The organism is Chryseobacterium sp. NG-CE01, assembly GCF_055695505.1.
Genome location: NZ_CM146369.1, coordinates 3,905,468 through 3,930,017 on the forward strand (window position 1 = coordinate 3,905,468; position 24,550 = coordinate 3,930,017).

At 38.3% G+C, this 24,550-nt stretch carries 22 protein-coding genes; 12 read left to right on the forward strand and 10 right to left on the reverse strand.

What is annotated here, in order from left to right:
* Positions 1-215: 215 nt before the first annotated feature.
* The 3 genes from argC to ACYT6F_RS17865 all read right to left on the reverse strand — a co-directional run bounded on the left by argC (position 216) and on the right by ACYT6F_RS17865 (position 3,029).
* Complete coding sequence (argC, locus tag ACYT6F_RS17855) at positions 216-1,196, reverse strand: N-acetyl-gamma-glutamyl-phosphate reductase (protein WP_472598971.1); 981 nt, start codon at positions 1,194-1,196, stop codon at positions 216-218.
* Between the two features lie 74 nt (positions 1,197-1,270).
* Positions 1,271-2,461, reverse strand: a complete 1,191-nt coding sequence (locus ACYT6F_RS17860) for an argininosuccinate synthase (protein ID WP_472598972.1) — start codon at positions 2,459-2,461, stop codon at positions 1,271-1,273.
* A complete protein-coding gene (locus ACYT6F_RS17865; protein ID WP_472598973.1) occupies positions 2,433-3,029 on the reverse strand; it encodes a GNAT family N-acetyltransferase in 597 nt (198 codons plus the stop codon). The genes ACYT6F_RS17860 and ACYT6F_RS17865 overlap by 29 nt, the downstream gene beginning before the upstream one ends.
* Before the next feature lie 160 nt (positions 3,030-3,189).
* Between ACYT6F_RS17865 and ACYT6F_RS17870 the strand changes: the two genes are divergently transcribed.
* The 11 genes from ACYT6F_RS17870 to ACYT6F_RS17920 all read left to right on the forward strand — a co-directional run bounded on the left by ACYT6F_RS17870 (position 3,190) and on the right by ACYT6F_RS17920 (position 17,325).
* On the forward strand, positions 3,190-3,606 hold the full coding sequence (locus ACYT6F_RS17870; protein WP_169230008.1) for an IS1/IS1595 family N-terminal zinc-binding domain-containing protein: 417 nt from the start codon (positions 3,190-3,192) through the stop codon (positions 3,604-3,606).
* A gap of 179 nt (positions 3,607-3,785) precedes the next feature.
* Entirely contained in the window at positions 3,786-5,165 is a 1,380-nt protein-coding gene (locus ACYT6F_RS17875) for a porin (RefSeq protein WP_472598974.1), read from the forward strand.
* A 152-nt stretch (positions 5,166-5,317) separates the two neighbouring features.
* Complete coding sequence (locus ACYT6F_RS17880; protein ID WP_472598975.1) at positions 5,318-6,898, forward strand: MFS transporter; 1,581 nt, start codon at positions 5,318-5,320, stop codon at positions 6,896-6,898.
* Positions 6,899-6,942: 44 nt separating this feature from the next.
* Entirely contained in the window at positions 6,943-7,170 is a 228-nt protein-coding gene (locus ACYT6F_RS17885; RefSeq protein ID WP_169230005.1) for a DUF6814 family protein, read from the forward strand.
* A 78-nt stretch (positions 7,171-7,248) separates the two neighbouring features.
* A complete protein-coding gene (locus tag ACYT6F_RS17890; RefSeq protein ID WP_169230004.1) occupies positions 7,249-7,443 on the forward strand; it encodes a hypothetical protein in 195 nt (64 codons plus the stop codon).
* Complete coding sequence (locus ACYT6F_RS17895) at positions 7,436-10,132, forward strand: ATP-binding protein (protein ID WP_472601140.1); 2,697 nt, start codon at positions 7,436-7,438, stop codon at positions 10,130-10,132. Before ACYT6F_RS17890 ends, ACYT6F_RS17895 begins: the two co-directional genes overlap by 8 nt.
* 28 nt (positions 10,133-10,160) lie before the next feature.
* Entirely contained in the window at positions 10,161-10,520 is a 360-nt protein-coding gene (locus ACYT6F_RS17900; protein ID WP_472598976.1) for a response regulator transcription factor, read from the forward strand.
* A 90-nt stretch (positions 10,521-10,610) separates the two neighbouring features.
* Positions 10,611-12,515, forward strand: coding sequence for an AMP-binding protein (locus tag ACYT6F_RS17905; protein WP_472598977.1), 1,905 nt, complete (start codon positions 10,611-10,613; stop codon positions 12,513-12,515).
* 29 nt (positions 12,516-12,544) lie between these two features.
* Entirely contained in the window at positions 12,545-14,452 is a 1,908-nt protein-coding gene (gene acs / locus ACYT6F_RS17910) for an acetate--CoA ligase (RefSeq protein ID WP_472598978.1), read from the forward strand.
* Positions 14,453-14,637: 185 nt separating this feature from the next.
* Positions 14,638-15,000 (forward strand): hypothetical protein, encoded by a 363-nt coding sequence (locus ACYT6F_RS17915; protein ID WP_472598979.1) that lies wholly within the window; start codon positions 14,638-14,640, stop codon positions 14,998-15,000.
* A gap of 114 nt (positions 15,001-15,114) precedes the next feature.
* Positions 15,115-17,325, forward strand: a complete 2,211-nt coding sequence (locus tag ACYT6F_RS17920) for a RelA/SpoT family protein (protein ID WP_472598980.1) — start codon at positions 15,115-15,117, stop codon at positions 17,323-17,325.
* Between the two features lie 203 nt (positions 17,326-17,528).
* Here the strand turns inward: ACYT6F_RS17920 and ACYT6F_RS17925 are convergent, their stop codons facing one another.
* On the reverse strand, positions 17,529-18,488 hold the full coding sequence (locus ACYT6F_RS17925; protein ID WP_472598981.1) for a YihY/virulence factor BrkB family protein: 960 nt from the start codon (positions 18,486-18,488) through the stop codon (positions 17,529-17,531).
* 1 nt (position 18,489) lies between these two features.
* A complete protein-coding gene (locus ACYT6F_RS17930) occupies positions 18,490-19,506 on the reverse strand; it encodes a DUF4421 family protein (protein WP_472598982.1) in 1,017 nt (338 codons plus the stop codon).
* 112 nt (positions 19,507-19,618) lie between these two features.
* Between ACYT6F_RS17930 and ACYT6F_RS17935 the strand changes: the two genes are divergently transcribed.
* The gene (locus ACYT6F_RS17935; protein WP_472598983.1) at positions 19,619-20,092 is read left to right on the forward strand and encodes a 23S rRNA (pseudouridine(1915)-N(3))-methyltransferase RlmH; all 474 of its coding nucleotides are present in this window, start codon (positions 19,619-19,621) and stop codon (positions 20,090-20,092) included.
* Between the two features lie 60 nt (positions 20,093-20,152).
* Here ACYT6F_RS17935 and ACYT6F_RS17940 read toward each other — a convergent pair whose 3' ends face one another.
* From ACYT6F_RS17940 to ACYT6F_RS17960, 5 genes are all read right to left on the reverse strand, one after another.
* Complete coding sequence (locus tag ACYT6F_RS17940; RefSeq protein ID WP_472598984.1) at positions 20,153-20,962, reverse strand: tetratricopeptide repeat protein; 810 nt, start codon at positions 20,960-20,962, stop codon at positions 20,153-20,155.
* Positions 20,959-21,525, reverse strand: a complete 567-nt coding sequence (locus tag ACYT6F_RS17945; RefSeq protein WP_472598985.1) for a phosphatase PAP2 family protein — start codon at positions 21,523-21,525, stop codon at positions 20,959-20,961. The genes ACYT6F_RS17940 and ACYT6F_RS17945 overlap by 4 nt, the downstream gene beginning before the upstream one ends.
* A 3-nt stretch (positions 21,526-21,528) precedes the next feature.
* Positions 21,529-21,864 (reverse strand): Sec-independent protein translocase subunit TatA/TatB, encoded by a 336-nt coding sequence (locus tag ACYT6F_RS17950; RefSeq protein WP_472598986.1) that lies wholly within the window; start codon positions 21,862-21,864, stop codon positions 21,529-21,531.
* Positions 21,865-22,044: 180 nt separating this feature from the next.
* Entirely contained in the window at positions 22,045-23,280 is a 1,236-nt protein-coding gene (locus ACYT6F_RS17955) for a TCR/Tet family MFS transporter (RefSeq protein WP_472598987.1), read from the reverse strand.
* 209 nt (positions 23,281-23,489) lie between these two features.
* Positions 23,490-24,479 (reverse strand): IS110 family RNA-guided transposase, encoded by a 990-nt coding sequence (locus tag ACYT6F_RS17960; protein WP_472597994.1) that lies wholly within the window; start codon positions 24,477-24,479, stop codon positions 23,490-23,492.
* Positions 24,480-24,550 lie beyond the last annotated feature (71 nt).

Here is a 24,550-nt window from a genome sequence, read left to right on the forward strand (position 1 = left end):
CCGCTAAAAAATATTTTTATTCTCTAAAAATTCTAAAACTTGCGCGAAATCAATGTTTGTTCTTCGGTTCGACATTTGTGTCACGCTTCGAACAGTAGAATTTTCTTAACGTTCACAAAACTATTTTTCTTAACGCTCCATTTTCCTAAGTCGGTTTTGATTCGAGCCTTTAAAATTCACAATTGACTATTTGACAATTTGCATTTATAATTCTTTTAAAATGCAATAGGTTTTAAGTTTAATCCTGAATTTTCTTCCCACCCCATGGTAATATTCATGTTTTGCACGGCCTGTCCGGAAGCTCCTTTCAACAAATTGTCAATCGCTGAGTGAATGACCGCAACATTCCCACATTTTTCAATCTGAATCACACAGCGATTGGTGTTGACAACTTGTTTTAAATCAATTGCATTTTCGCTTACCCTTACAAAAGGCTCATCTGCATAAAAATCGTGATACAATTGATTGATATCTGAAAGTTCTACATCTGTTTTCACCGTGGAACTCGTAAAAATTCCTCTTGCAAAATCTCCTCTCCACGGAACAAAATTCAGACTGATTTCATTATTATTAAAAGAAACTAACTGCTGTAAAATCTCACCTGCATGTTGGTGTGTCAAGGTTTTGTAGGCCGAAATATTATCGTTCCTCCATGTAAAATGGGTTGTTGGCTGTAAAGACTGGCCTGCACCTGTTGAACCCGTAATACCCGTAGTATATACTTCATGTAACAAACCTTTCTGAGCTAACGGAAGTAAAGCCAGTTGAATCGCCGTGGCAAAACACCCCGGATTGGCAATACTTTTTGCTTCTGAAAGTCTTTTTTTATTGATTTCAGGCAAACCATAGATAAAATTCCTGTTTCCGAAATGGCCATCCAAACGAAAATCATTTCCTAAGTCGATTACCAGTGTCTCATCTTTTATAGGATTTTGATTCAGCCAATTTTCACTTTCTTTATGAGGAAGACATAAAAACAAAATGTCTACGTCTTCGGGCTGATCTGTAAGAACCATGTCACAAACCGCCGCTAAATCCGGGTACAGATCTGAAATTTTTGTTCCCGAATTTGAACGGCTATATAAAAAACTCAATGATACATTGGGATGAAAAGCCAGCAGCCTAACCAGCTCGCTTCCTGTATAACCGTTGGCTCCGATGATTCCTGCTGTTTTTATTTCTTTTTGATTAATCATTTTTTTATTTTAATATTAATAGGATTACATCCTATCCTGATTTAAGTCGTCCTTTCAGGACTCCCAGAATTAATTTATATATGATTAATCTGATGATATATATTCAGAGAATTGCTTACAATTTTCGTATATCCTTTTACATCATCGCCGGTCCACGCTCTGTTTGCTTCGCCATAGCTGCCGAATTTATCAGACATCAGATCATGTTCGGATTCAATTCCGTTCAGGATAAACCTGTAAGGATGAAGTGTTATAAAAACTTTCCCGCTGACCGTTTTTTGAGAATCCACGAGGAAAGATTCGATATTTCTCATCACCGGATCTAAGAAAAGTGCTTCGTGAAGCCAGTTTCCGTACCAGTCGGATAATTGGGATTTCATCATCTGCTGGTATTTCGAAAGCGTATGCTTTTCCAGTAAATGATGTGCTTTGATAATGACAGATGCTGCCGCTGCTTCAAATCCTACCCTTCCTTTAATTCCTACAATGGTATCTCCAACATGAATATCTCTTCCGATTCCGTATGCCGAAGCTAATTCTTCAATCTTTTGAATGGCATAAACCGGATTTTTAAAATTTTCTCCGTTCACTGCGGTTACTTCACCCTTTTTAAACTCAATTTCAAGTTCAGAAGGCTGATTTTCTTTCACTTGTGAAGGAAAAGCTTCTTCGGGCAAATAATTTCTTGAAGTAAGGGTTTCTTTTCCGCCCACGGAAGTTCCCCAAAGTCCTTTATTAACAGAATACTGCGCTTTCTGAAATTCCATTTCGAAGCCGTGGTTTTTCAGGAATTCAATTTCTTCTTCACGTGACAAGGCCATATCCCGGATTGGCGTGATGATTTCAACATCAGGACACATCACCTGGAAAATCAGATCAAAACGAACCTGATCGTTCCCTGCTCCTGTGCTTCCATGAGCAATGGCATCTGCCCCGACTTCTATTGCAAATTTTGCGATTTCCCGTGCCTGAACCGTACGTTCTGCACTTACAGACAACGGATAAGTATTGTTCTTCAGGACATTTCCAAAAATAAGATACTTCACACATGAATTGTAGTAATCTTCCTGCGCATTTATACACCTGTACTGTTTCACTCCGAGGTCTAATGCCCTTTTCTCCAATTCATTCTCTTCCGCACTGGAAAAACCTCCGGTGTTTACAGTGACTGCATAGACATCATACCCAAGAGTTTCACTCAGATATTTGGCACAATAAGAGGTATCCAGACCTCCGCTAAACGCTAAAACTACTTTCTTGCTCATTATTGTATCGGTTTTCAGGCTGAATATTTTTAGCACTGTTTTTTATATTTTCGGGAACGAAAAGCATAGCTGTGCAAAGGCAGTTTTTCCGTTCTTTTTTCATTAAAATATCGTAATTCACACAGCTCCTGCAGCCGTTCCAGAACTCTTCGTCCTGAGTGAGTTCAGAATAAATAACCGGTTTATATCCCAGGTCACTGTTGATTTTCATGACAGCCAAACCTGTCGTTAATCCGAAAATTTTAGCAGTCGGGTATTTATTTCGGGATAATGCGAATACTTTTTCTTTAATTAAAGTAGCTACGCCCAAATGCCTGAAATCGGGTGAAACAATGAGTCCCGAATTGGCAACGAACTGTCCGTGAGACCATGTTTCTATATAGCAGAATCCGACCCATTTTCCTTTATCAGTCGCGATTACAGCGTTACCTTCAGTAATTTTTTTACTGAGATATTCTATGGAACGTTTGGCAATACCGGTTCCTCTGCGCTGTGCAGAATCATACATCTCCTGCTGTATTTCACTCACATACATTATATGTACGGATGAGGAAATTTCTATTTTCATTTATTTATCTAAAATTTTCGGCAAATTTAAAATATAATTTCGGTAATAAACAAATTAAATAGATATTTTTATTGATTAAAATTAATATACAGGTAATTTTATCTTTATACTGAATTAATAAATTGCTAAATTATTATATATTTGCTAAAAAAATATAGTTATGGAAAATAACTGTCCGAAATGCAAAGGCAGCAAAGTGGTAAAAAGCGGTATCGTTAATAATAAGCAGCGTTTTCTATGCAAAGACTGCCAGTATTATTTTACTGTAAAAAAGCTGGGAAAACAAATTGACGATTACTATGTAACCAAAGCATTACAGCTTTATCTTGAAGGGTTAAGCTACCGTGAAATAGAGCGAATTATCGGTGTATCCCATGTCACCATCAGTTCATGGATCAGGAAATACAATATTACAAGGCCGCCACATTCAGAATTCCATCCGGTATATAAAATCCTTAAACAGAACGAATTGCTCGAGTATATGTCTAAAGAAGAAAATATTAAAAACTCAGGTCTTATCATTACCCAATTTGCAGATAAGTATATGCTCATCAAATGGGAACGGTTTAAAAAATAATACATTATCGAACTGTTAATGAATTATTTGCAATACATATTAGATCAAATTTTTCTTTATTTCGGTTCAAACCAAAGTTTTATATATATTATTACCATTAATATATATTAAATTTTTATAAATAAATTATTAATTACAATTTGGCTTTCACAAAAAACAACGCCAAAAATTAATAATTTATGAAGAGAATACTTATTATCATTGGATTTGTATTAATCAGCAACACTTTATATTCTCAGGGTTCACCTGATTATGGAGGCGGATTAAAGATAAACCTCAATCAGCAGGGTGATAAATACATCAGATTTATTTTATGGGACCAGTTCTGGGTAAGAAATACCGAAATGAACCCCGGAAGCATGGTTGGCGGTGAAGCCACTGACAATTCATGGAGTTTGGGAAACAGAAGATTACGTACTTTAGCTTACGCCCAAATTTCCAAAAGATATATGATTCTGGCTCACTTTGGAATCAATAACCAGACTTTTATCAACGGTGGAGCCCCCGGAACTTCCGGAACAGGAGGATACGGAAACGGCAAAAAGCCGCAACTTTTTTTCCATGATGCATGGAATGAATATGCAGTTATTTTACCAGGTGAAGCAGGAAAATTCAGTTTGTCTTTAGGTGCCGGTCTCCATTATTATATGGGACTTTCCCGGATGACCATGGGCTCGACCTTAAATTTTCTTACAGTAGACTCTCCTATTTTCACATGGCCGCTGATTGACAATTCGGATCAGTTTGCCAGACAGCTTGGCATGTTTGCCAAAGGGAAATACGGAAAACTGGAGTACCGTTTCAGTCTGAACAAACCTTTTGCAACAGATCTCGTTCCGGCAAATGTTGCAGATCCTGCAAAAGCCGTTGCAGTAGATAACAACGGAAATCCTAATTTTTCAAAAGCAGGATATGTAGAATATCAGTTTCTTGACGAAGAATCTAACGTATTGCCTTTCAAGGTAGGATCATATTTGGGAACAAAGAAGGTCTTTAATCTTGGTGCCGGTTTTTATCATCAGAAAGACGGAACCCGGACTTCCGTAAATTCAAATATTGAAAAGCACGACATAACACTTCTTGCTGTTGATGCTTTTGCAGACATTCCTCTGGGAAATGCCAAAAACAAGATGGCCGTTTCAGCTTATGCAGGGTACTACAATTATCAGTTCGGTCCGAATTACATCAGAAATATCGGCATTATGAATATTGCCTCTTCTGATCCGAATTTCGTTGGAAACAGAGCCATTGCAGGACCCGGAAATCTTCAGCCCACCATCGGAACAGGTAATATTATCTACGCACAGGCCGGATTGCTGTTGCCGAGTCAGGCAGAGAAACCGAAAATCAGGATACAGCCTTTCGCAGCGTATACTCACAAAAGTTTTGAGGCTTTCGACAAATCTTCATCCCAATTCGATGTCGGCGCTAACTGGTTCATCGACGGCCATCATGCAAAGATTACCACCCAATATTCCAGCAGACCTGTTTATACAAGCCCTGCAGAAAGTCCTTCTTCCAAAGGAGAATTTATCATACAATTTCAAATTTATTTATAGATCCTGTTAAATTTCAAACATTAAGCGATTAAGATAATTAAGAAAACCTTAATGAATTTTTTTAAGCAAAACTTTTAAAATTAAATTTTAATAATCAAGATAAATTATTAAAAACTCAATATCAATTTAAACAAACCTTAAAAATTAAGCATATGAGCGAAAACAATCACATAAGCTATGAGAATATGACCGAACAGCAAAAAAACCGTACGATCTGGAGCGTCATTACAGCATCATCACTCGGAACGCTTATAGAATGGTATGATTTCTATATTTTCGGAAGTCTTGCCGTAGTTCTGGCAACCAAGTTTTTCCCTGCAGATAATCCTACCGCCGCATTTTTGTCGACTTTGGCAACTTTTGCCGCGGGATTTGTTGTAAGACCTTTCGGAGCCTTATTTTTCGGCAGACTGGGAGATATTATCGGAAGAAAATATACATTTTTGGTAACGCTACTCATCATGGGGTTTTCAACATTCCTCATCGGTTGCATCCCAAGCTATGAAACCATTGGATTTTTGGCGCCGGTTTTAGTTTTAATTTTAAGATTACTGCAAGGATTGGCCCTTGGAGGAGAATACGGAGGTGCGGCAACTTATGTTGCAGAATATGCACAGCCGGGAAGAAGAGGCTACTGGACTTCCTGGATCCAGACAACGGCAACAGCAGGGCTTTTTATTTCGTTAATCGTTATTTTGGTAACAAAAACCACACTCTCAGCTGAAGAGTTTGACGGCTGGGGCTGGAGGGTACCGTTCTGGATCTCCATTTTAATGGTAGGTGTTTCATATATCATCCGAAGAAACATGAAAGAATCCCCATTATTTGCAAAAGCCAAAAGCGAGGGAAAAACTTCAAAAAATCCTTTAAAAGAAAGCTTTGGAAATAAGTTTAATTTCAAATTTGTTTTACTGGCATTATTCGGAGCAGCTATGGGACAGGGTGTGATCTGGTATACAGGGCAATTTTATGCCATGAGCTTCCTTCAAAAAGTAATGAATGTGGAATCTGCACAGGTAGATTCATTAATGGCTACCGCTCTGTTTTTAGGCACACCCTTCTTTGTATTCTTCGGATGGCTTTCCGACAAAATCGGAAGAAAGGCGGTGATGATGACAGGAATGCTGATCGCTATTTTAGCATACAGGCCTATTTATGACAGCATGTTCAAAAGTGTAAACCTTGAAAATAAAACTGTTGCCGCAAACGGAATTTCAGAAAAAAGAACAGCAAAAATACACAATGAAATCACCACAGACAGCCTCGTCACCTTCCACAAAGAAACTCTTTTCACCGATGGTACGCTGGTAAAAAAAGACAGCATCATTCACTGGTCGGCAAACGGCCCGGTAATGAAAGACGGAAAAGCTGAAGAGCCGAAAGTAACACAAACCATAAAATTAGCAGATAACACAAAATGGTATCTTGTTCTGATGGTATTTATTCAGGTGATTTTTGTGACGATGGTTTACGGTCCTATTGCAGCTTTCCTGGTAGAAATGTTCCCGGTAAGAATACGTTATACCTCAATGTCTCTGCCGTATCATATCGGAAACGGTGTTTTTGGAGGCTTGCTTCCTGCCGTAGCGACCTATCTGGTAACTACCGGAAAAGAAGCAGGACACGCTACCTGGTATCTGGAAGGGCTCTGGTATCCTATCGGTGTAGCAGGAGTCTGCTTGCTTATCGGCTTATTTTATCTTAAAAGCAAGAATAATAATATTCATGATTAAACACTGAATCGCGCAATTTTTTTATTAATTTTAAAACAACTAAAATGAACGGACTTAAAAAAATATTAGGCATACTCTGGATCGCAATAGCCCTCGTAGTGGGATATTTCGGAATCACCGTAATGGGAATCCCGAAAATCACTTCAGGCAAACAGGAAGATCTGGTGTTCGGGATTATTATTCTCTTTGTACTGATGCCGATTATTTCCGGCGGAATGGCCATTTTCGGATACTATTCGTTAACAGGAGAATATTCAGACGACAAAGAATAATTATAAATTAAAATGATAATTGATCAGTCACAGATGTATTTCTGTTAAATGATCAATTATCATTCATCAATCATCATTATGAAAAAGAGACACGAACAAAAACTAATCATTTTGAGCATCGGGCTTATGATTGCTTTCAGTATTCCTGTTTCGCTGCTGTTCAACAGTGACAGGGAGGTTCTTGGCTATCCGATGATTCTCGTTTATATTTTTGTGTTGTGGATGATTTCCATCATTATTTCTTTTGTAATCATAAAAAAATATGATGAGTAGTTTCGCTTTATTCACCGTAGTTTTATTTTATCTGGCGCTTTTGTTCCTGGTAGCTTATCTGGCTGAAAAAAAGAAAAGCAAGCTCTGGATCAACAATCCCTATATCTATGCACTTTCCCTGGCTGTTTATTGTACAGCGTGGACGTACTACGGAAGCATAGGTGTTGCCGCAAACAGCGGGCTCAACTACCTTCCGATCTACATCGGCCCCATCATCATCATTCCTGCATGGATCTACATCAATACACGCATTGTAAGAATTTCAAGAGTAAATAAAATTAGCAGTCTTGCCGACTTCATTTCCCTACGGTATGGAAACAGCAGAAGTTTCAGTGCAATGATTACCATTGTATGTCTTCTGGCAGTTGTTCCTTATATCGGATTGCAAATCAAGGCGATTTCCGAGACCTTTCACCTGGTAACAGAGACCGCCATTTCGAAAAATATCCTTACCGATAATGCTACTTTCGTAGTGGTTCTTATTGCCGTATTTGCATCCTATTACGGTACGAGATATGTTGATGCATCCGAAAAACGGTTAGGAATAATCTCCGCAATTGCGCTTGAAAGCTTCCTGAAACTTTTCTTCATTATTATTTTAGGACTTTTCGTTATTTACTTTGTATTTGATGGGTTTTCTGACATTTATCAAAAGGCCAGTCAGTTTAAAGATTTTAAAGAGAAAAATACCTTTAACGGAATTGAAGGCGCATTAAACTGGATGATTCTCTGCATGATTTCAGGAACAGCCATCTGTATACTTCCAAGACAGTTTCACACGGCGATTGTAGAAAACAGGAAGGAAAAACACATTAAAACAGCCATTTGGTTTTTCCCTTTGTATCTTTTAATTTTTACATTTTTTATCTTTCCGATTGCATGGGGCGGAAGATTAATTTTTAACGGACAGAATGTCAATCCTGAGTTCTACTCCATCCTGATTCCTCAGCATTTTAACAATACACTGATTACGGTCTTGGTTTTTCTTGGAGGATTAAGTTCTTCTATATCAATGATTATCATTTCCGCAATTACCTTATCCATCATGCTTTCCAACAACCTTATCATTCCATACGGATTACTGGGCAAGTTCAAATCGGAAAACGAAAGTCAAAATACACGGAATATTACCAACATCAGAAAATTCAGCATTTTTGCGTTGATTATTATGGCGTTTGCCTTTTATAAATACTTCATTCTAAAAACTTCACTCGATTCGGTGGGTCTGATTTCATTTGTAATCATTGCCCAATTGGCACCGGCATTTTTCGGAGCCATTTTCTGGAGAAGAGGAAGTTATAAAGGCGCCGTTACGGGATTGCTCGCCGGATTGGCAATCTGCTATTTCGGGCTGATTATCCCGCAGTATTATTTCTCTTACAACCAGGAATTTAAAGGTGTTTTGAGAGATATGTACAACATTTTCGCATTTTTCAATATTCCTTATTTAGACAGGATTCCACAGATTTTCTTCTGGTCTCTGTTGGTCAATACAGGTCTTTTTGCAATTATTTCGGTAAGCATTAAAGGCAATTACCGCGAGAGAAACTTTGCAGAACTGTATGTAGATATCGACAAATACATACTGAATCACGAAAATGCATTCATCTGGCGCGGCAAAGCTTATATTTCGGATATTAAAAATATTTTGGAACGATTTTTAGGTAAAAATAAGACGGAGCAGGCACTGAGAATTTTCAATTTAAAATACAGTATTGACTCCCAAACGGAAACAGCAGATTCCCGGTTCATCAAATTCTCAGAAAATTTATTAGCCGGAAGAATAGGAACTGCTTCTGCAAAAATTTTGATTGAAGGTGTCACAAAAGAAGACAAGATCTCTTTAAAAGAAGTATTAAATATCTTAGAGGAATCTAAAGAAAATATCTCCCTGAATAAAAAGCTGACCGAACAGTCCGAAGAATTGCAGAAATTATCCGATGACCTGAGAAACGCCAACGAAAGCCTTCTTATCAAAGACCGCCAGAAAGACGATTTCCTGGATTCTGTCGCCCATGAGCTGAGGACACCGATTACAGCCATCCGGTCGGCAGGGGAAATTTTAGCCGATGATGATGATATTCCATCCGAAATTAAAAAGGAATTTTTAAACAATATCATTACAGAGTCTGACCGGCTGAGCGAAATTATTAATGATATTCTCTATCTCGATAAACTGGAGCACGGAGCGATCTCTATGCACATTCGGGAAAATAATATTATGGAAACCTATAAAAAAGCACTGAACCCGCTTCTGCATCTTATTCAGAACAAAAAGATCCACCTAAGCGAAGTGAATCTTTTAAATCAGTTTTTATTTGAATACGATGAAGCAAGGATGATACAGCTGTTTCAGAACATCCTGGGAAATGCTTTAAAATTTACAGACGAACAGGGAACCATACAAACCAAATTATCCGAAAAAGAAAATCAGTTAATTATTAAAATTTTCAACACCGGAAAACATATTCCAGAGGAAGATCTTGAAATGATATTTGACAAATTCTACCAGTCCAAGAACCAAAATATTTTAAAACCCACAGGAAGCGGTCTGGGCCTTGCAATTTGCAGGAAAATTGCAGAAGCTCAGGGCGGAACCATAAAAGCCGAAAACAGCGGGCTGGGAGTGACCTTTACGGTTACTTTACCTAATGGAAATACGGCCGGTGATAAAGAACCCAAACAATGAAGTTGAACCATAAAGAAGAAATTAGACAATGAAAAAAATAATCATTGCAGATGATGAACATAAGATCTTAATGTCCTTAGAATACAGTTTCAGAAAAAACGGCTACGACGTGTATATCGCCAGAGACGGAACCGAAGTACTGGAGTTTTTAAAAACCATGGTTCCGGAGGTAATCCTTCTGGATATTATGATGCCCAATCTTGACGGCTACAGCACGTTAGAAATCATTAAACAGGACGAAAGATTAAAAGACACAAAAGTCATTTTCCTGAGCGCAAAAAATAATCCTAAAGACATTGAAAAAGGCTTGGAAATGGGAGCCGATGCATATATAGTCAAACCTTATTCAATCAAAAAGCTGATGCAGCAGATTGAAGATCTATTTTAAAGACCGTACATACCAAACTGGTATTAAAAAAGTTAAAAACTATTAGACTCTTCATCAATTGCCTCACAATAACCTAAAACACAATACCATATGAACACAGACGATTTATTTGAACAAAGTATAGAAAATAAAGAGAATTTCTGGAAAAAACAGGCTCAGGAAATCAGTTGGTTTGAATTTCCTGAAATCATTGCATCAAATGATGAGAAGCATTACAACCAATGGTTCCCCGACGGAAAGCTCAATATGTGCTACCTGTGTATCGATAAACACATTGAAGATGGCTTTGGAGAGCAGATCGCTATTGTGTACGATTCTCCGGTTACCGGCCAGAAGAAAACCTATACCTTCAGCCAGGCAAAAGAAGAGATTTCAAAGCTTGCCGGAGGGTTGCTTTCTTTAGGCCTGCAAAAAGGAGATACGGCAGTCATTTATATGCCGATGATTCCGCAAACGCTTTTTGCCATGCTGGCCTGTGCACGGATCGGCGTTATTCATAATGTTGTTTTCGGAGGATTTGCACCGCATGAACTTGTAGTGAGAATTGACGACTGCAAACCCAAAGCTTTAATCACCGCAACAGCAGGAGTGGAAATCGCCAAAAGAATCCCCTATCTGCCTTTGGTGGAAAAAGCCATTGAACTGGCACAGGATAAAGTAGAAAACATTATCGTGTTCAACAGGAAACTAGTAGACAATCAACATGAAATGTTTGACGGACTGATTGATTATGAAGAACTGGTTGAAAAATCAGAAGCCGCGGACTGTATTTCTGTTGAATCTACACACCCGCTCTATCTGCTCTACACTTCCGGAACAACGGGAAAGCCAAAAGGTATTGTAAGAGATACAGGCGGCTATGCAACCGCACTGAAATTTTCCATGAATTATATTTATGGTGTAGAACAGGGTGACACCTATTGGGCAGCCTCCGATTTCGGATGGGCCGTAGGACATAGCTTTTCGGTGTACGGACCTCTCATCAACAGGAATACAACCGTTATTTTTGAAGGCAAACCAATTATGACACCCGATGCCGGAACTTTCTGGAGAATTATCTCAGAATATAAAGTTTCGGTAATGTTCACGGCACCAACAGCGATAAGAGCGATTAAAAAAGAAGACCCCAACGGAGAACTGGTAAAGAAATATGATTTACGCCATTTCAAAAAGCAGTTTCTGGCCGGCGAAAGATGCGATGTCGCAACATTAGACTGGTTTGCAAAACATATCGGAGTTCCCGCCATTGACCATTGGTGGCAGACGGAATCCGGCTGGCCGATGCTGGGATTAATGACTTCCGACGAAAATTACATTATAAAAAGAGCTTCCGCCGGAAAACCCATTCCGGGTTATGATATTAAAATTTTTGACGAAAACGGATATGAGCTGGATGCGCATCACGAAGGCTATCTCGTCATTAAACTTCCTCTTCCGCCGGGAGCCCTGCTTGGAATCTGGAATGACAACGAGCGTTTCCAAAGCAGCTATCTGTCACAATATAACGGCTATTATTTTTCCGGAGACGGTGCCATTAAAGATGAAGACGGCTATATCTTCATTACAGGAAGAGTAGATGATGTAATTAACGTTGCCGGACACCGGCTTTCAACCTCAGAGATGGAAGAAATCGTCTCCTCCCATCCCGATGTTGCAGAGTGTGCCGTGGTGGGAATTGATGATGAACTTAAAGGACAGGTTCCTTTTGCTGCCATTGTTTTAAAAAACGGTTCTGCAATTTCCGAAGAAAATATTGAGAAAGAAATAATAAGGAATGTCCGCGAAAAAATTGGTGCCGTTGCCTGCCTTAAAAATGTAATGACTGTAAAACGGCTGCCAAAGACCCGTTCGGGAAAGATCCTGAGAAAACTAATCAGAACACTTCTGGACCATAAAGATTTCCAGGTTCCTTCAACAATTGATGATGAAATGATTATTGAAGAAATTCAACAAAAGATAGTGGAATACAGAACTGAAAAATTAAATTATAATTAATAAACAGAATTAAATTAAAAGAAAGGGATATGAGAAATTACCTGATAGAAGATTTACCGCAATATTTTGAGGACTATAAAAAGTCAATTAAAAATCCTAAGAAATTCTGGGATAAAATAGCCGATGAAAACTTCGTGTGGTATCAGCGCTGGAGCAAAGTCGTAAAATACGATATGAATGAAGCCAAGATTACATGGTTCAAAAATGCCAAATTAAATATCACTAAAAACTGCCTGGACAGACATCTTTCGGTAAGAGGCGATAAAACAGCCATTATCTGGGAACCCAATGATCCTAAAGAAGAAGCGCAACATATCTCTTACAGCGAATTATACACCAGAGTCAACAAAACAGCGAATGTACTCAGGGAATTGGGAATTGAAAAAGGAGACAGAGTATGCATCTACCTTCCTATGATTCCCGAACTGGCTATCACAATGCTTGCCTGCGCAAAATTGGGAGCTGTACATTCTGTAATTTTTGCAGGATTTTCAGCATCTGCTGTTTCTTCAAGAGTTAATGACTGCGGCGCAAAAATGGTTATTACATCCGACGGCAGCTACAGAGGAAATAAAGTTCTTGATCTTAAGAGCATCGTTGATGAGGCTTTGGAAAAAACACCCAGTGTAGAAAAAGTGTTGGTGGTAAAAAGAACCAGCAACGAAGTAAAAATGAAAGAGCACCGGGATTTCTGGATGGAAGATCTTTACGAAAATGCTTCTCCGGATTTTGTCTCCGTCATTATGGATGCCGAAGATCCGCTTTTTATTCTATATACTTCCGGATCTACAGGAAAACCCAAAGGAATGCTTCATACCTGCGCCGGATACATGGTCTATACAGCATACACCTTTAAAAATGTATTTAATTATAAAGAAAATGACATCTACTGGTGTACTGCAGACATCGGCTGGATTACCGGGCATTCATATATTCTGTACGGACCGCTTCTTAACGGCGCTACAACCGTTATTTTCGAAGGAGTGCCTACGTACCCGGAACCGGACAGATTCTGGGAAGTTATTGACAAACATAACATTACGCAATTTTACACCGCTCCTACTGCCATCCGCTCATTAGCCAAAGAAAGTGTGGAATGGGTAGATAAGCATGATCTGAGCACATTAAAAGTAATAGGCTCCGTTGGAGAACCCATTAATGAAGAGGCGTGGCACTGGTTTAATGATCACGTCGGAAAGAAAAAATGCCCGATTGTCGATACATGGTGGCAGACGGAAACCGGCGGAATTATGATCTCTCCTCTCCCATTTGTAACCCCTACCAAACCTACTTACGCTACATTGCCGCTTCCGGGAATACAACCGGTACTAATGGATGATAAACGTAATGAAATTATGGGCAATCAGGTTACCGGAAACCTTTGCATCCGTTTCCCGTGGCCGGGTATCGCAAGGACCATCTGGGGAGACCATCAACGGTATAAAGAAACCTATTTCACCGCTTTTCCCGGCAAGTATTTTACCGGTGACGGGGCGCTTCGTGACGAGGTCGGCTATTACAGGATTACCGGGCGTGTAGATGATGTCATCATCGTTTCCGGGCATAATCTTGGAACCGCTCCAATCGAAGACAGTATCAACCAGCATCCGGCAGTAGCGGAATCTGCTATCGTAGGATATCCCCATGATATCAAGGGCAACGCACTGTACGGTTATGTTGTTTTAAAAGAGACCGGCGAAAGCAGACAAAGGGAGAATCTTAAAAAAGAGATTAATCAGCTTATTTCCGAACAGATTGGTCCTATTGCTAAGCTTGATAAAATTCAGTTTGTTTCAGGATTACCTAAAACACGTTCAGGAAAAATCATGCGAAGGATATTAAGAAAGATTGCAGAAGGCGATTTCAGTAATTTCGGAGATATTACCACGCTTCTAAATCCTGAAATTGTGGAAGAAATTAAAAATGAACGAGTTTAAAACAAATTTAAAGAGAGCTGAAATATTTGCTCTCTTTCTTTTTATTACTAACTGCTATTAAATAGACAATTCATATAAAAACTTAATTCATTATAGACAAAACAATATAATTGCTATTTTTTTAAAAATATTATATAATATTACAAATAATATTGTATCTTTAGTTAAAATTAAAAACCATTGCTATGTCAAATATTTTAGCTGGGTTATTTGAACCTCACAGTGATTATAAGAAATTAGAATCCGATCTTGAAAGCTCGGGTTTTGAGAATTCAGAATATATTGTCTATTTGAATGAAGATAAGCATCATTCTCCATATATTGTAAGTGTGGCAGTGAAAGAACATCAGATTGATGACGCCCGAAATGTTTTCAGCCAAAATACAGTGCTGAAAACGTACCTATTTGAAAATATGAGCCTTGAACAGGCAAATTACACTACTCTTAAACACTATATCAGCGCCAGAAACAAAGCGGAAATCCATAGCAGTCCCGATGTTAGAATCAAAGGTTCTACAATGGGCATGGACTCCGAAGTGAAATTTTAAAATACAAATGATAAAAATAAATTCCCTGAATCCGTAGATCCGTCTATGGATTCTTTTGTATTTGAAAAGTGCAAAAAATTTCGTATTTTCGTGTAAATATAGGCCATAGCACGAATGAGTTACGATTTAGAACAAGAAAATAAAGAAATCCTCGCCCGATATAAGGATCTGATTTCAAACACATACCGAACGCTGGACGAGGAAAACAATAAACTTATCCGGAAGGCATTTGATATTGCTCTGGATGCCCATAAAGACCAGCGAAGAAAAACCGGTGAACCTTACATTTACCACCCAATTGCCGTAGCTAAAATTGTAGCCACGGAAATTGGTCTTGGGGCCACCTCCATTGCCTGTGCCCTGCTGCATGATGTCATTGAAGACTCCGACTATACGTATGAAGATCTGAAAAAAATCTTTGGCGAAAAAATAGCCAATATTGTTAACGGACTTACCAAGATCTCTATCATGAACCACCAGAACATCTCGGTTCAGTCGGAGAACTACAGAAAACTTCTTCTTACGCTTTCTGAAGATTTCAGGGTAATCCTGATCAAAATTGCAGACCGTCTTCACAATATGCGTACGCTGGAAAGCATGGCACCGGACAAGCAGAAAAAAATTGCTTCCGAAACGGTGTATATTTACGCACCGATGGCGCACCGTTTAGGATTGTACAACATCAAATCCGAACTTGAAGATTTATCCTTAAAATATAATAATCCGGACGTTTATACAGAAATTACAGAGAAGCTTGAGCTGGCCAAAGAAAGCCGCGAACGCTATATCGAGGAATTTAAAAAAGAAGTTTCTGAAAAACTGCATGAAGAAGGTCTCAATTTTAAGATAAAAGGCCGTGCGAAAGCCATTTCTTCCATTTACAGGAAAATGCTGAAGCAGGGAGTCTCTTTTGAGGAGGTGTATGATAACTACGCCATCAGGATCATCTATAAATCCGATGCTAAGAATGAAAAATTTCTGGCCTGGAAGATTTATTCTATTGTAACGGATGTTTATCACAGTAATCCTTCCAGAATGCGTGACTGGATTACACAGCCACGTTCTACAGGATACGAAAGTCTCCACCTTACCGTTTTAGGACCGGATAAAAAATGGATTGAGGTGCAGATCCGTTCTGAAAGAATGGATGAAATTGCGGAAAAAGGCGTTGCAGCACATTATAAATACAAAGAAGGCTACAAACAAAGTACTGAGGACAGAAATTTTGAAAACTGGGTAACGGAAATACGCGAGGTACTGGAACAGCAACAGAATCTTTCTACGTCTGAACTCCTGGATAACATTAAGCTTAATTTATATTCAAAAGAAGTTTTTGTTTTCACTCCGAAAGGGGAAATTAAAATTTTGCCGACGAATGCCACCGCTCTTGATTTTGCCTTCTCCGTACACTCTGATTTGGGAATGAAGTGTTTAGGTGCAAAAATCAACGGAAAGCTTGTTCCGATTTCATATGTTTTACAGAACGGTGATCAGGTGGACATCCTATCTTCACAAAATCAGAAGCCAAAATCCGACTGGCTGGAATTTGTAGTCACCTCAAAGGCCAAATCAAAGATCAAGAGTTACTTAAACTCGCAGAAAAATCAGCTGGTAGAAGAAGGAAAAGAAATCCTTCAGCGAAAGCTTCGCCATGCCAAGATCAATTTCAATGATGATGAGGTCAATAAACTCCAGAAGTTTTTCAATCTTAAAACATCTCAGGAACTCTTCCTGAAGTTTCAAAGCAACGAACTGGATGCAAGCAGCCTTAGAAAATATATTGAAAGTAAAAATGTATTTAATAATCTGCTTTCAAGGTTTAGGAAATCACCATCCAAAAACACTGCTTTTGTAGAACCTAAAGAGCAGAACCTGGATATGATTGTCTTCGGTAAAGACGAAGAAAAACTTAATTACACTTATGCAAAATGCTGCACAGTGATTCCTGGAGATAAAATTTTCGGTTTTATTACCATCTCGGATGGTATCAAAGTACACAGCGATAACTGTCCGAATGCCATAAATCTCCGGGCACAATATGATTACAGAGTGATTCCTGCCAAATGGGTGAATGCGGAAAGCTTTAAAAACAGGGTAAAAATAGAAATTGAAGGGCTTGACAGGATGGGAATGATTAATGACATCACCACCGTCATCAGCGGTGCAATGGGAATGGATATGAAAAGTATGTCTATTGAATCTAATGACGGCGTTTTCACCGGAACCATTAATCTTGAAGTAAAAAACAAGAGTCAGCTGGAGCAGACCTTTAAAAAACTCAATGACATCGACGGCGTTTCAAAGGTGAGAAGATTACAATCTTAATGTGAATCTTACAGAATACTTTAGAAAAATTTCAGCAGCAATCAGGTTTCAGGAGTGATCCTGATTTTCTGTTGTAAAATCGTTAATTATTACAAATGCATCAGCTGCTGAAGGATTCAGTCATTTCTTGAGCAGGAACAAGTACTGACTTTTTCATTTAAAGATTCATTAAAAGAAGACGAAAACTGACCGTAATGATGAGATTATTCTTTGTTATCACCGGATTCTTTTTTATTCCGGGAGCGTTTCAATTCATCAGATAATAATTTTTCGATCCTGACTTTCCTGATAGCCATATTCAGTTCGTTTCCGAAGAGAAGGAGATAAACATTCACATTTACCCAAACCATCAAAAGAATCATACTTCCTATAGATCCGTAAAGAACGTTGTACCGGGCGATATTTTTCACATATAATGCAAAGAAATAAGTGGTTACCACAAACAGTACCGTCGTCAAAATAGCTCCCGGAATAGCCTGTCTGAACCGGGTGATTTTCACAGTTCCCAGCCAATAAAAAAGCGTCAGCAGGATGAAATAAAACAGAGGAAATGATACGAAACCAATGATTTCCGAAAGATTATTTACCAGCCAGGAAACATCATACACAGGCGTAAACTGTTTTAAAACAATCTCAGAATAATATACCCCGAAAAGGGCAAGAAATACAATCAGCACAAATCCTATAGTGATAAAAAACGAGAGAATAAATTCTTTTACATCGCTCATTTTCTCATGAGTACTTTCATTAAAGCCGTTGATAAGGGAAAATGTTCCGTTGGTGGCAAAAACCAAGGCCAGAACGATGGTCAGATTACTGATTCCTTTCATATTCGGTACAATGCTTTCTTCAATATAATTTCGCACATCACCTTCCATATTGGAGGGAAAGACATTATGCATCAAAACATCAAAAATATAGAACTGCAGCTTTTCATAATGCGGCATATATGGAATTACTGAAAGAATAAAGAGAATAAAAGGAAACAAACTGATCGTAAAACTCCAGGAGATAGCAGCCGCTTTACGGCCTATTTTATCTTTGAAAATACCTCTGATATAGATCTGAAACATCTGCCATAGAGATATTCCCAAAAGAGGAATATGTATATCATCAAAAAATTCTTGAATTTTAAGTATAAATTTCGGAAGTTTCAGACCCATGTTATTTAAAAATATTATCTATCTTATCAAAGTTTCTGTTTACAAATGTAGGAGAATTAAACCGAAAACCAATTCCCGCCCGGAAGAGCCATTGTGTTGCAGAGTAAAAATTTTCATTGGAACTGTTGATCCAGTTCAGCTGGGCGCCGGCTCCGAAAAACCACTTCCCGTTGTCATAACCGATTCTCCCGTTAGAATAACCTCCTACGTTAAATTCATGAAAATCTTCATTTATAAGCTTCGCGTAATATATTTCCGGATAAATTTCCAATATGGCATACCAGTTTTTAATCTTTTTCTGAATACCACCTCCAGATCTTAATGCAATCCTGAAGTCTTTTGAAGGGTTATCATCAATTTCGCCAAAAGTATTGCCTTTATAAATAATTCTTTCCATACCGCTTAAAATATTATACTGATAAAACAGTCCTGAGCTTACGATAAAGACATCTTTCAGCGGCTCATAGGTTATATTATTGAAGCTTCTGTAATCTGATTTATTTCCGATCCAGAGATAAGTTGTTTCTCCTTTAAAAGAGCGGTATTTCGCATCGGGAAACTGCAGATAGCCTTCTTCATTATAATCATTCCCATACAGCAGTTGCAAAAATTCTTTCGTATCCTGAAAGTAAAGACCTTTCACCTGACTGAAATAAAGGTATTGCCTGATTTTCGGAGCCACGAAAAAATTAAATCCAAAATTGAAATATTTTGACTTTCCTTTTTCGGGATCATCATTATTGATATGGGTGAGTTTCGGAGCAAAAGAAAAACTGACATCAAGCCAGCGGTATCTCAGGAAAAATTCTGTGTAAAAAGCGTCATTGGGCCGTAAATGAAAAACTTTCCCCTCATACAACAAACCAAATGAATTATGTAAATAACTCAGTCCTCCCACAACAGAAATTTTCTTTTTATCTTCTTCCAGGTACCGCGCTGTTTTATCGTCACTAATTTCCTGGGCAAAAGAAACTAATGGAAAAAGGAAAAGTAGAAAAGACAGTATTGTTATTTTCATTGGACCGGTGTGGTACAAAAATAATGATTTTTTCAGACTTCACTTCCACAACAGAAACACGATTATGAATTCTCTCTATTTATAAATATCTTTGGCACATATTTAAAAGAAAATGCAAATAAACCTGCTCTGTATCGGCAAAACAGATGATAAGGAAATAACATCTCTTATCAGTTATTATATAAAAAGACTACCCAAACACTGGAACTTTGAGATCACCGAAATTCCGGATGTAAAAAATGCTAGAAATCTTTCTCCTGATCTTTTAAAGAAGGAAGAAGCTAAGCTTTTTTCCAATTATATTGACAGAACGGACCTTGTGATGATTCTCGATGAAAAAGGCAAACAATTTACCAGCAGGGAATTTTCACAGAAAATAGATACCTGGATGAATTCTTCGGTGAAAAAAGTTCATCTACTTATTGGTGGTGCATACGGATTTTCAGAGGAAATATACAGTCGGGCAAACGAAAAAATATCGTTGTCAAAGATGACTTTTACCCATCAGATGATCCGGTTATTTATTGTAGAACAGCTGTATCGTGCAGATCAGATTCTTCAGGGGAAACCGTATCATAATGACTGATTTGTAATATGTTTGCTATTTCGGGGGCTCCGCCGCCCCGAAATAGCAAACAGCAAGAAATTATTTTTTAATCTCACATTTAGAATAATATTCTATCAGTAAGGGCTTTTCATAGCCTAAGGTTACCGCTTTATCAAGACTTGCACAGGCTTCCTTCGGCTTTGCTGTTTCAAATAAAATCAATGCTTTATTTACATAGGCCTGGGCAAATTTCGGATCGATTGAAATTGCTTTATTTACATCGGCCAGCGCTTCTTTATTTTTTTTCAGTTTGAAGTATACATCGCCTCTACCACTGTAGAGAAGTGATTCTGGTTTTTCAGAAATCAGCTGATTATAATCTTTAAGGGCCCCTTCAAGATCGCCGCTGTTCTTTTTAAGATTGGCCAATCCGGTCCTTGCATAGATGTTATCGGGTGCAAAACTCAGAATCTGATTCAAATCTTTTGCAGCCAGATCCTTTTTGCCCAAATTCTCATAAACCTTCGAACGGGTAAGATACATATCTGCATTTTCGGGTTCAAGCTTAAGTCCCTGATTAAGATAATCCAGAGCAGCCTGCTTATTTCCTTTTTGGCCGTGGATAGAGCCTAAATTGGCATATACCGCGGCAGACATAGGATCGGCCTTCAGTGCAGATTCATACGATTTAAAGGCTGCATTTGTTTTACCGAGCCTTCTTTGTGAAGTTCCCAGGTAATTGTAATATTCTGACTTGAATTTCTGGATTTTTTCGGTCTGAACCAGTTTGGAATATTCTTCTTCCGCACATTTGTAATCTGCTTTACGGAAACAATCTTCAGCAATTTTTTTATCCTGTGCGTGCAGTGATAATGTTGCTAAAGCTAAAAAAAATAGAGTGTTTTTCATGAGGTTATATTTTGTTTATTGATCACTTTTCTGGCGAGCGCAGCAAATATCACTCCCAATAAAGTTCCAACAAACGCCCCCACCAAAATATCTATCGGGAAATGCACTCCTAAATAAATGCGACTGTATGATATGATGACAGCCCACACAAATATAGCATAAGGAAACCATTTAAGCTTGTTTTTTAATAAAATACTTAAAAAGGTTGCCAAAAAGAAGGTATTAGATGCATGTGCAGAATAAAACCCGAACTGCCCGCCACATTTTACAATCCTCATATGATCCTGTAAAACCGGATCATGGCAGGGTCTCAGTCTTTCAATCCCGTGTTTAAAGACACCGGCAAGCTGATCCGATATGGTAACGCCTATTGCAATAAATATCAGAATAAAAACTAATGACCTTAGTTTGTAACTTTTAAACAGAAAATAGCAGAAGATAATATAAAGCGGAACCCAGATCCATGTGCTGGAAATCAGTATCCAGAACTGGTCAAAAGAGGAATTCCCTAAATTATTGAGAAATAAAAAGAGCTTTTTATCTTCCTGAACAATCTCCTCCATATACTATCTGCTTACAGGGCCTTCATAGGTTTCATCTTCTGAAGGTTTGGGTTTTATAGGCTCATTTGAAGACTGGGAATCTGTGAGGATATCATTTTGGACATCTTTCATCGGATTAAAATCTTTTGCAGCATCTTTTACTTTTTCGATCTCACGCTTAATCTCAGAAACAGGATTGTCTGTTTCTTTCATGATCTCTGTTTTGATATCTTCCACGGCACCGCGCATCTTTCTTACCCCGGCACCCAGATCACGGGCGATTTGAGGAAGTTTATCCGGTCCGAATAATACTACGATTGCCACGGCAATCAATGCCATTTCTCCAATGCTTAGTTCCATAATACAAAATTACAAAAGATAAGTGAATCTCAATACTTATTACTGAGTTTTAATAAAATATTAAGTTTGAAATTATTTACTGAACTGTAATAAAGCATTTATAAACATCTGCATCTCAATTAGTCAACAATATCAAATTATTAAAGGAAATAAAAAATGAAGATTATGTAAGGTTTGTTTTTAATCGAGTTTTTCTTTTTTTATTTCTTTTTTCTGAAAATTAAAATAGGTAATGATAACACTTACTGCCATTAAAATAAAAGCCAGAAAAAAAGGTGCTCCCGAAAACTTAAACGGTGCTTCATCATGCGTAAAAAAATAAAACAGATTCGTCATCATCGGCGGGCCAATGATTGCTGTTGCACTCATCAGACTGGTAAGAGCTCCCTGCAGTTCTCCCTGTTCGTTGGAAGGAACATTTTTTGTAATAACCGACTGGAGCGCAGGCCCACAGATCCCACCCAAACAATAAGGAATCAAAAAAACGAACATCATCCATCCCTGAGTGGCAAATGCAAACAATAACATTCCAATAGCATACAGTGTTAATCCGTAATAGATGCTTTTTTGCTCTCCCAATTTCGGAGTTGTCCATCGTATCAACCCACCCTGGACTAATCCTACGAGCAGCCCGACTACTCCTAAAGAAATCCCCACCATTCTTTCATTCCAGCTAAACTTGTACATCGTGAAGAAACTCCAGTTGCTTTGAACGGCATGCCCGGCAATGTAGATTAAAATTAAAGAAACTATTAAACCAGATATTTCAGGGTGTTTACCCAAAAACTTAAAAGATCCGATAGGGTTGGCTCTTTTCCAGTTGAATTCTCTTCTTTTATCTTTATCAAGACTTTCGGGAAGGATAAAATAACCGTAAAGAAAATTTAACAGACATAATACAGCCGCCGCATAAAAAGGAACTCTAGCTCCGTAATGCCCCAAAAGTCCTCCCAACACCGGTCCGATGATAAATCCGAGTCCGAAGGCAGCACCGATAAGTCCGAAATTCTTTGCCCGGTCTTCGTCTGTAGAAATATCTGCGATGTACGCACTTGCGGTAGTTACACTTGCCCCTGTAAGTCCGGCAATTATTCGCCCGATAAACAGCCATGTAATGGTGGGGGCCAGAGCGAGCAGAATATAGTCTATAGCAAATCCGAAAAGAGAGATGAGAATAATCGGTCTCCTGCCAAATTTATCACCCAGATTTCCTACCACAGGAGAAAAAACAAATTGCGTAAACGCATAGGCAAATCCCAGCCAGCCGCCATATTTTGCAGCCTCACTTATATCGCTGTGAATCAGCTGCTCAATAAGCTTAGGAACTACCGGAATGATAATTCCCCATCCCGTAATATCAATTAGGAGCGTAATAAATATGAAGCTCATTGCAGCTTTCTTTCTCGAGTTTTCCATAATGGTGCAAAAATAATCAAATCGGTAAAAATAATGATTCTAAATTGCGGGTAATGAGCAGATAATGATGCACAGTGAATTGTGACCGGCAAATGGTATGGTAAATTTCGATATACTCTTGTTTTATACAGTATCAGCCATTGCTGTGATTAAAATTGATAGGCGGCCACAGTTCTAGCCCTGATGTTCTATGTTCATATGCAAATTATTTAAGTTAAAATTTTCAAGTTCTTTTGATAATCTGCTTGATAAGCCATTTTGTTTTTCACCACACCAAAACAGATTCTTAGAAGCTTGTTGCAAACAGCAATTAAGGCTAATTTCTTGGGCTTCCCTTTTCCTAGTAAACGAAGGTAAAGCTCTTTACAAGGTACATTATGCTTTATTGCTGTCCAAGAACAAACATAAAGAAGGCTGCGGATATGGGGTTTAGAAGTTCTGCATTTACCCGGTGAATAAGATTTCCTGCCGGACTGGTAAATCCGGGGTGCCAAGCCAAAGTATTTAACCAATGATTTGGCAGAATCAAAATTCTTAAAACCGGAAGTGGCAGCCATTAACTGAAGCGTTGTTTTCTCACCGATTCCCGAGACACTTTGTATTAAATCTTTTACTTCCTTAAATTCATCATCCTGAAGTTTAGGAAGACGTAGTTCAACCTCCCTGATCTCTTTTTCCAATTGTTTAAGCCTTTTTTCATAATGCTTCTCTGTATTGGGATTCAGGTGAGGATGAAAGCGAAGAGCTTTAAGTTTAACACTATACCTGCGTTTCTCTTCTTCCAAATCGTTCAGCAATTTGAGTTCCTGATCAAGATGTTCAATCTCAATATTTTTGGGTTGATAACATTCAGGGCTAAACATCTCCCCGTAATGCCTTATGAGCCGAGCATCTTCAGAATCCGTTTTAGTGATAATATTCTTCATCCTGGCAAAGTGCTTTACCGACATGCAATTAATCAGGCTCGTCTCAAAGCCTTTACCCAAAGAAAGATGAAGCACTCTGCTGCTGTAATTACCCGTAGCTTCGATAACACAGCAATAATCATCTGTTGAAAATTTGTTTAAAAAAGATAAAATCGAACGCTGGCTGTTTTCAATGTTTTGCACCTGGTCCTGATTATTGTTGTCATTGAAGCTCACAGTTAAAAACTTCGCTCCTACATCCACACCAATCACTTTTTTTGATAATTTTGTCATCGTCAATCTTTTTATAAAGAGGTTTTCTTCTGATCCACCATGGTAAAAGTTTACCGAAAACAACGTTCTAT

Bases quoted from the DNA above. Each gene is read 5' to 3' on its own strand.
- argC (WP_472598971.1), bottom strand. From the start codon at position 1,196: ATGATTAATCAAAAAGAAATAAAAACAGCAGGAATCATCGGAGCCAAC.
- ACYT6F_RS17860 (WP_472598972.1), bottom strand. From the start codon at position 2,461: ATGAGCAAGAAAGTAGTTTTAGCGTTTAGCGGAGGTCTGGATACCTCT.
- ACYT6F_RS17865 (WP_472598973.1), bottom strand. From the start codon at position 3,029: ATGAAAATAGAAATTTCCTCATCCGTACATATAATGTATGTGAGTGAA.
- ACYT6F_RS17870 (WP_169230008.1), top strand. From the start codon at position 3,190: ATGGAAAATAACTGTCCGAAATGCAAAGGCAGCAAAGTGGTAAAAAGC.
- ACYT6F_RS17875 (WP_472598974.1), top strand. From the start codon at position 3,786: ATGAAGAGAATACTTATTATCATTGGATTTGTATTAATCAGCAACACT.
- ACYT6F_RS17880 (WP_472598975.1), top strand. From the start codon at position 5,318: ATGAGCGAAAACAATCACATAAGCTATGAGAATATGACCGAACAGCAA.
- ACYT6F_RS17885 (WP_169230005.1), top strand. From the start codon at position 6,943: ATGAACGGACTTAAAAAAATATTAGGCATACTCTGGATCGCAATAGCC.
- ACYT6F_RS17890 (WP_169230004.1), top strand. From the start codon at position 7,249: ATGAAAAAGAGACACGAACAAAAACTAATCATTTTGAGCATCGGGCTT.
- ACYT6F_RS17895 (WP_472601140.1), top strand. From the start codon at position 7,436: ATGAGTAGTTTCGCTTTATTCACCGTAGTTTTATTTTATCTGGCGCTT.
- ACYT6F_RS17900 (WP_472598976.1), top strand. From the start codon at position 10,161: ATGAAAAAAATAATCATTGCAGATGATGAACATAAGATCTTAATGTCC.
- ACYT6F_RS17905 (WP_472598977.1), top strand. From the start codon at position 10,611: ATGAACACAGACGATTTATTTGAACAAAGTATAGAAAATAAAGAGAAT.
- acs (WP_472598978.1), top strand. From the start codon at position 12,545: ATGAGAAATTACCTGATAGAAGATTTACCGCAATATTTTGAGGACTAT.
- ACYT6F_RS17915 (WP_472598979.1), top strand. From the start codon at position 14,638: ATGTCAAATATTTTAGCTGGGTTATTTGAACCTCACAGTGATTATAAG.
- ACYT6F_RS17920 (WP_472598980.1), top strand. From the start codon at position 15,115: ATGAGTTACGATTTAGAACAAGAAAATAAAGAAATCCTCGCCCGATAT.
- ACYT6F_RS17925 (WP_472598981.1), bottom strand. From the start codon at position 18,488: ATGGGTCTGAAACTTCCGAAATTTATACTTAAAATTCAAGAATTTTTT.
- ACYT6F_RS17930 (WP_472598982.1), bottom strand. From the start codon at position 19,506: ATGAAAATAACAATACTGTCTTTTCTACTTTTCCTTTTTCCATTAGTT.
- ACYT6F_RS17935 (WP_472598983.1), top strand. From the start codon at position 19,619: ATGCAAATAAACCTGCTCTGTATCGGCAAAACAGATGATAAGGAAATA.
- ACYT6F_RS17940 (WP_472598984.1), bottom strand. From the start codon at position 20,962: ATGAAAAACACTCTATTTTTTTTAGCTTTAGCAACATTATCACTGCAC.
- ACYT6F_RS17945 (WP_472598985.1), bottom strand. From the start codon at position 21,525: ATGGAGGAGATTGTTCAGGAAGATAAAAAGCTCTTTTTATTTCTCAAT.
- ACYT6F_RS17950 (WP_472598986.1), bottom strand. From the start codon at position 21,864: ATGGAACTAAGCATTGGAGAAATGGCATTGATTGCCGTGGCAATCGTA.
- ACYT6F_RS17955 (WP_472598987.1), bottom strand. From the start codon at position 23,280: ATGGAAAACTCGAGAAAGAAAGCTGCAATGAGCTTCATATTTATTACG.
- ACYT6F_RS17960 (WP_472597994.1), bottom strand. From the start codon at position 24,479: ATGACAAAATTATCAAAAAAAGTGATTGGTGTGGATGTAGGAGCGAAG.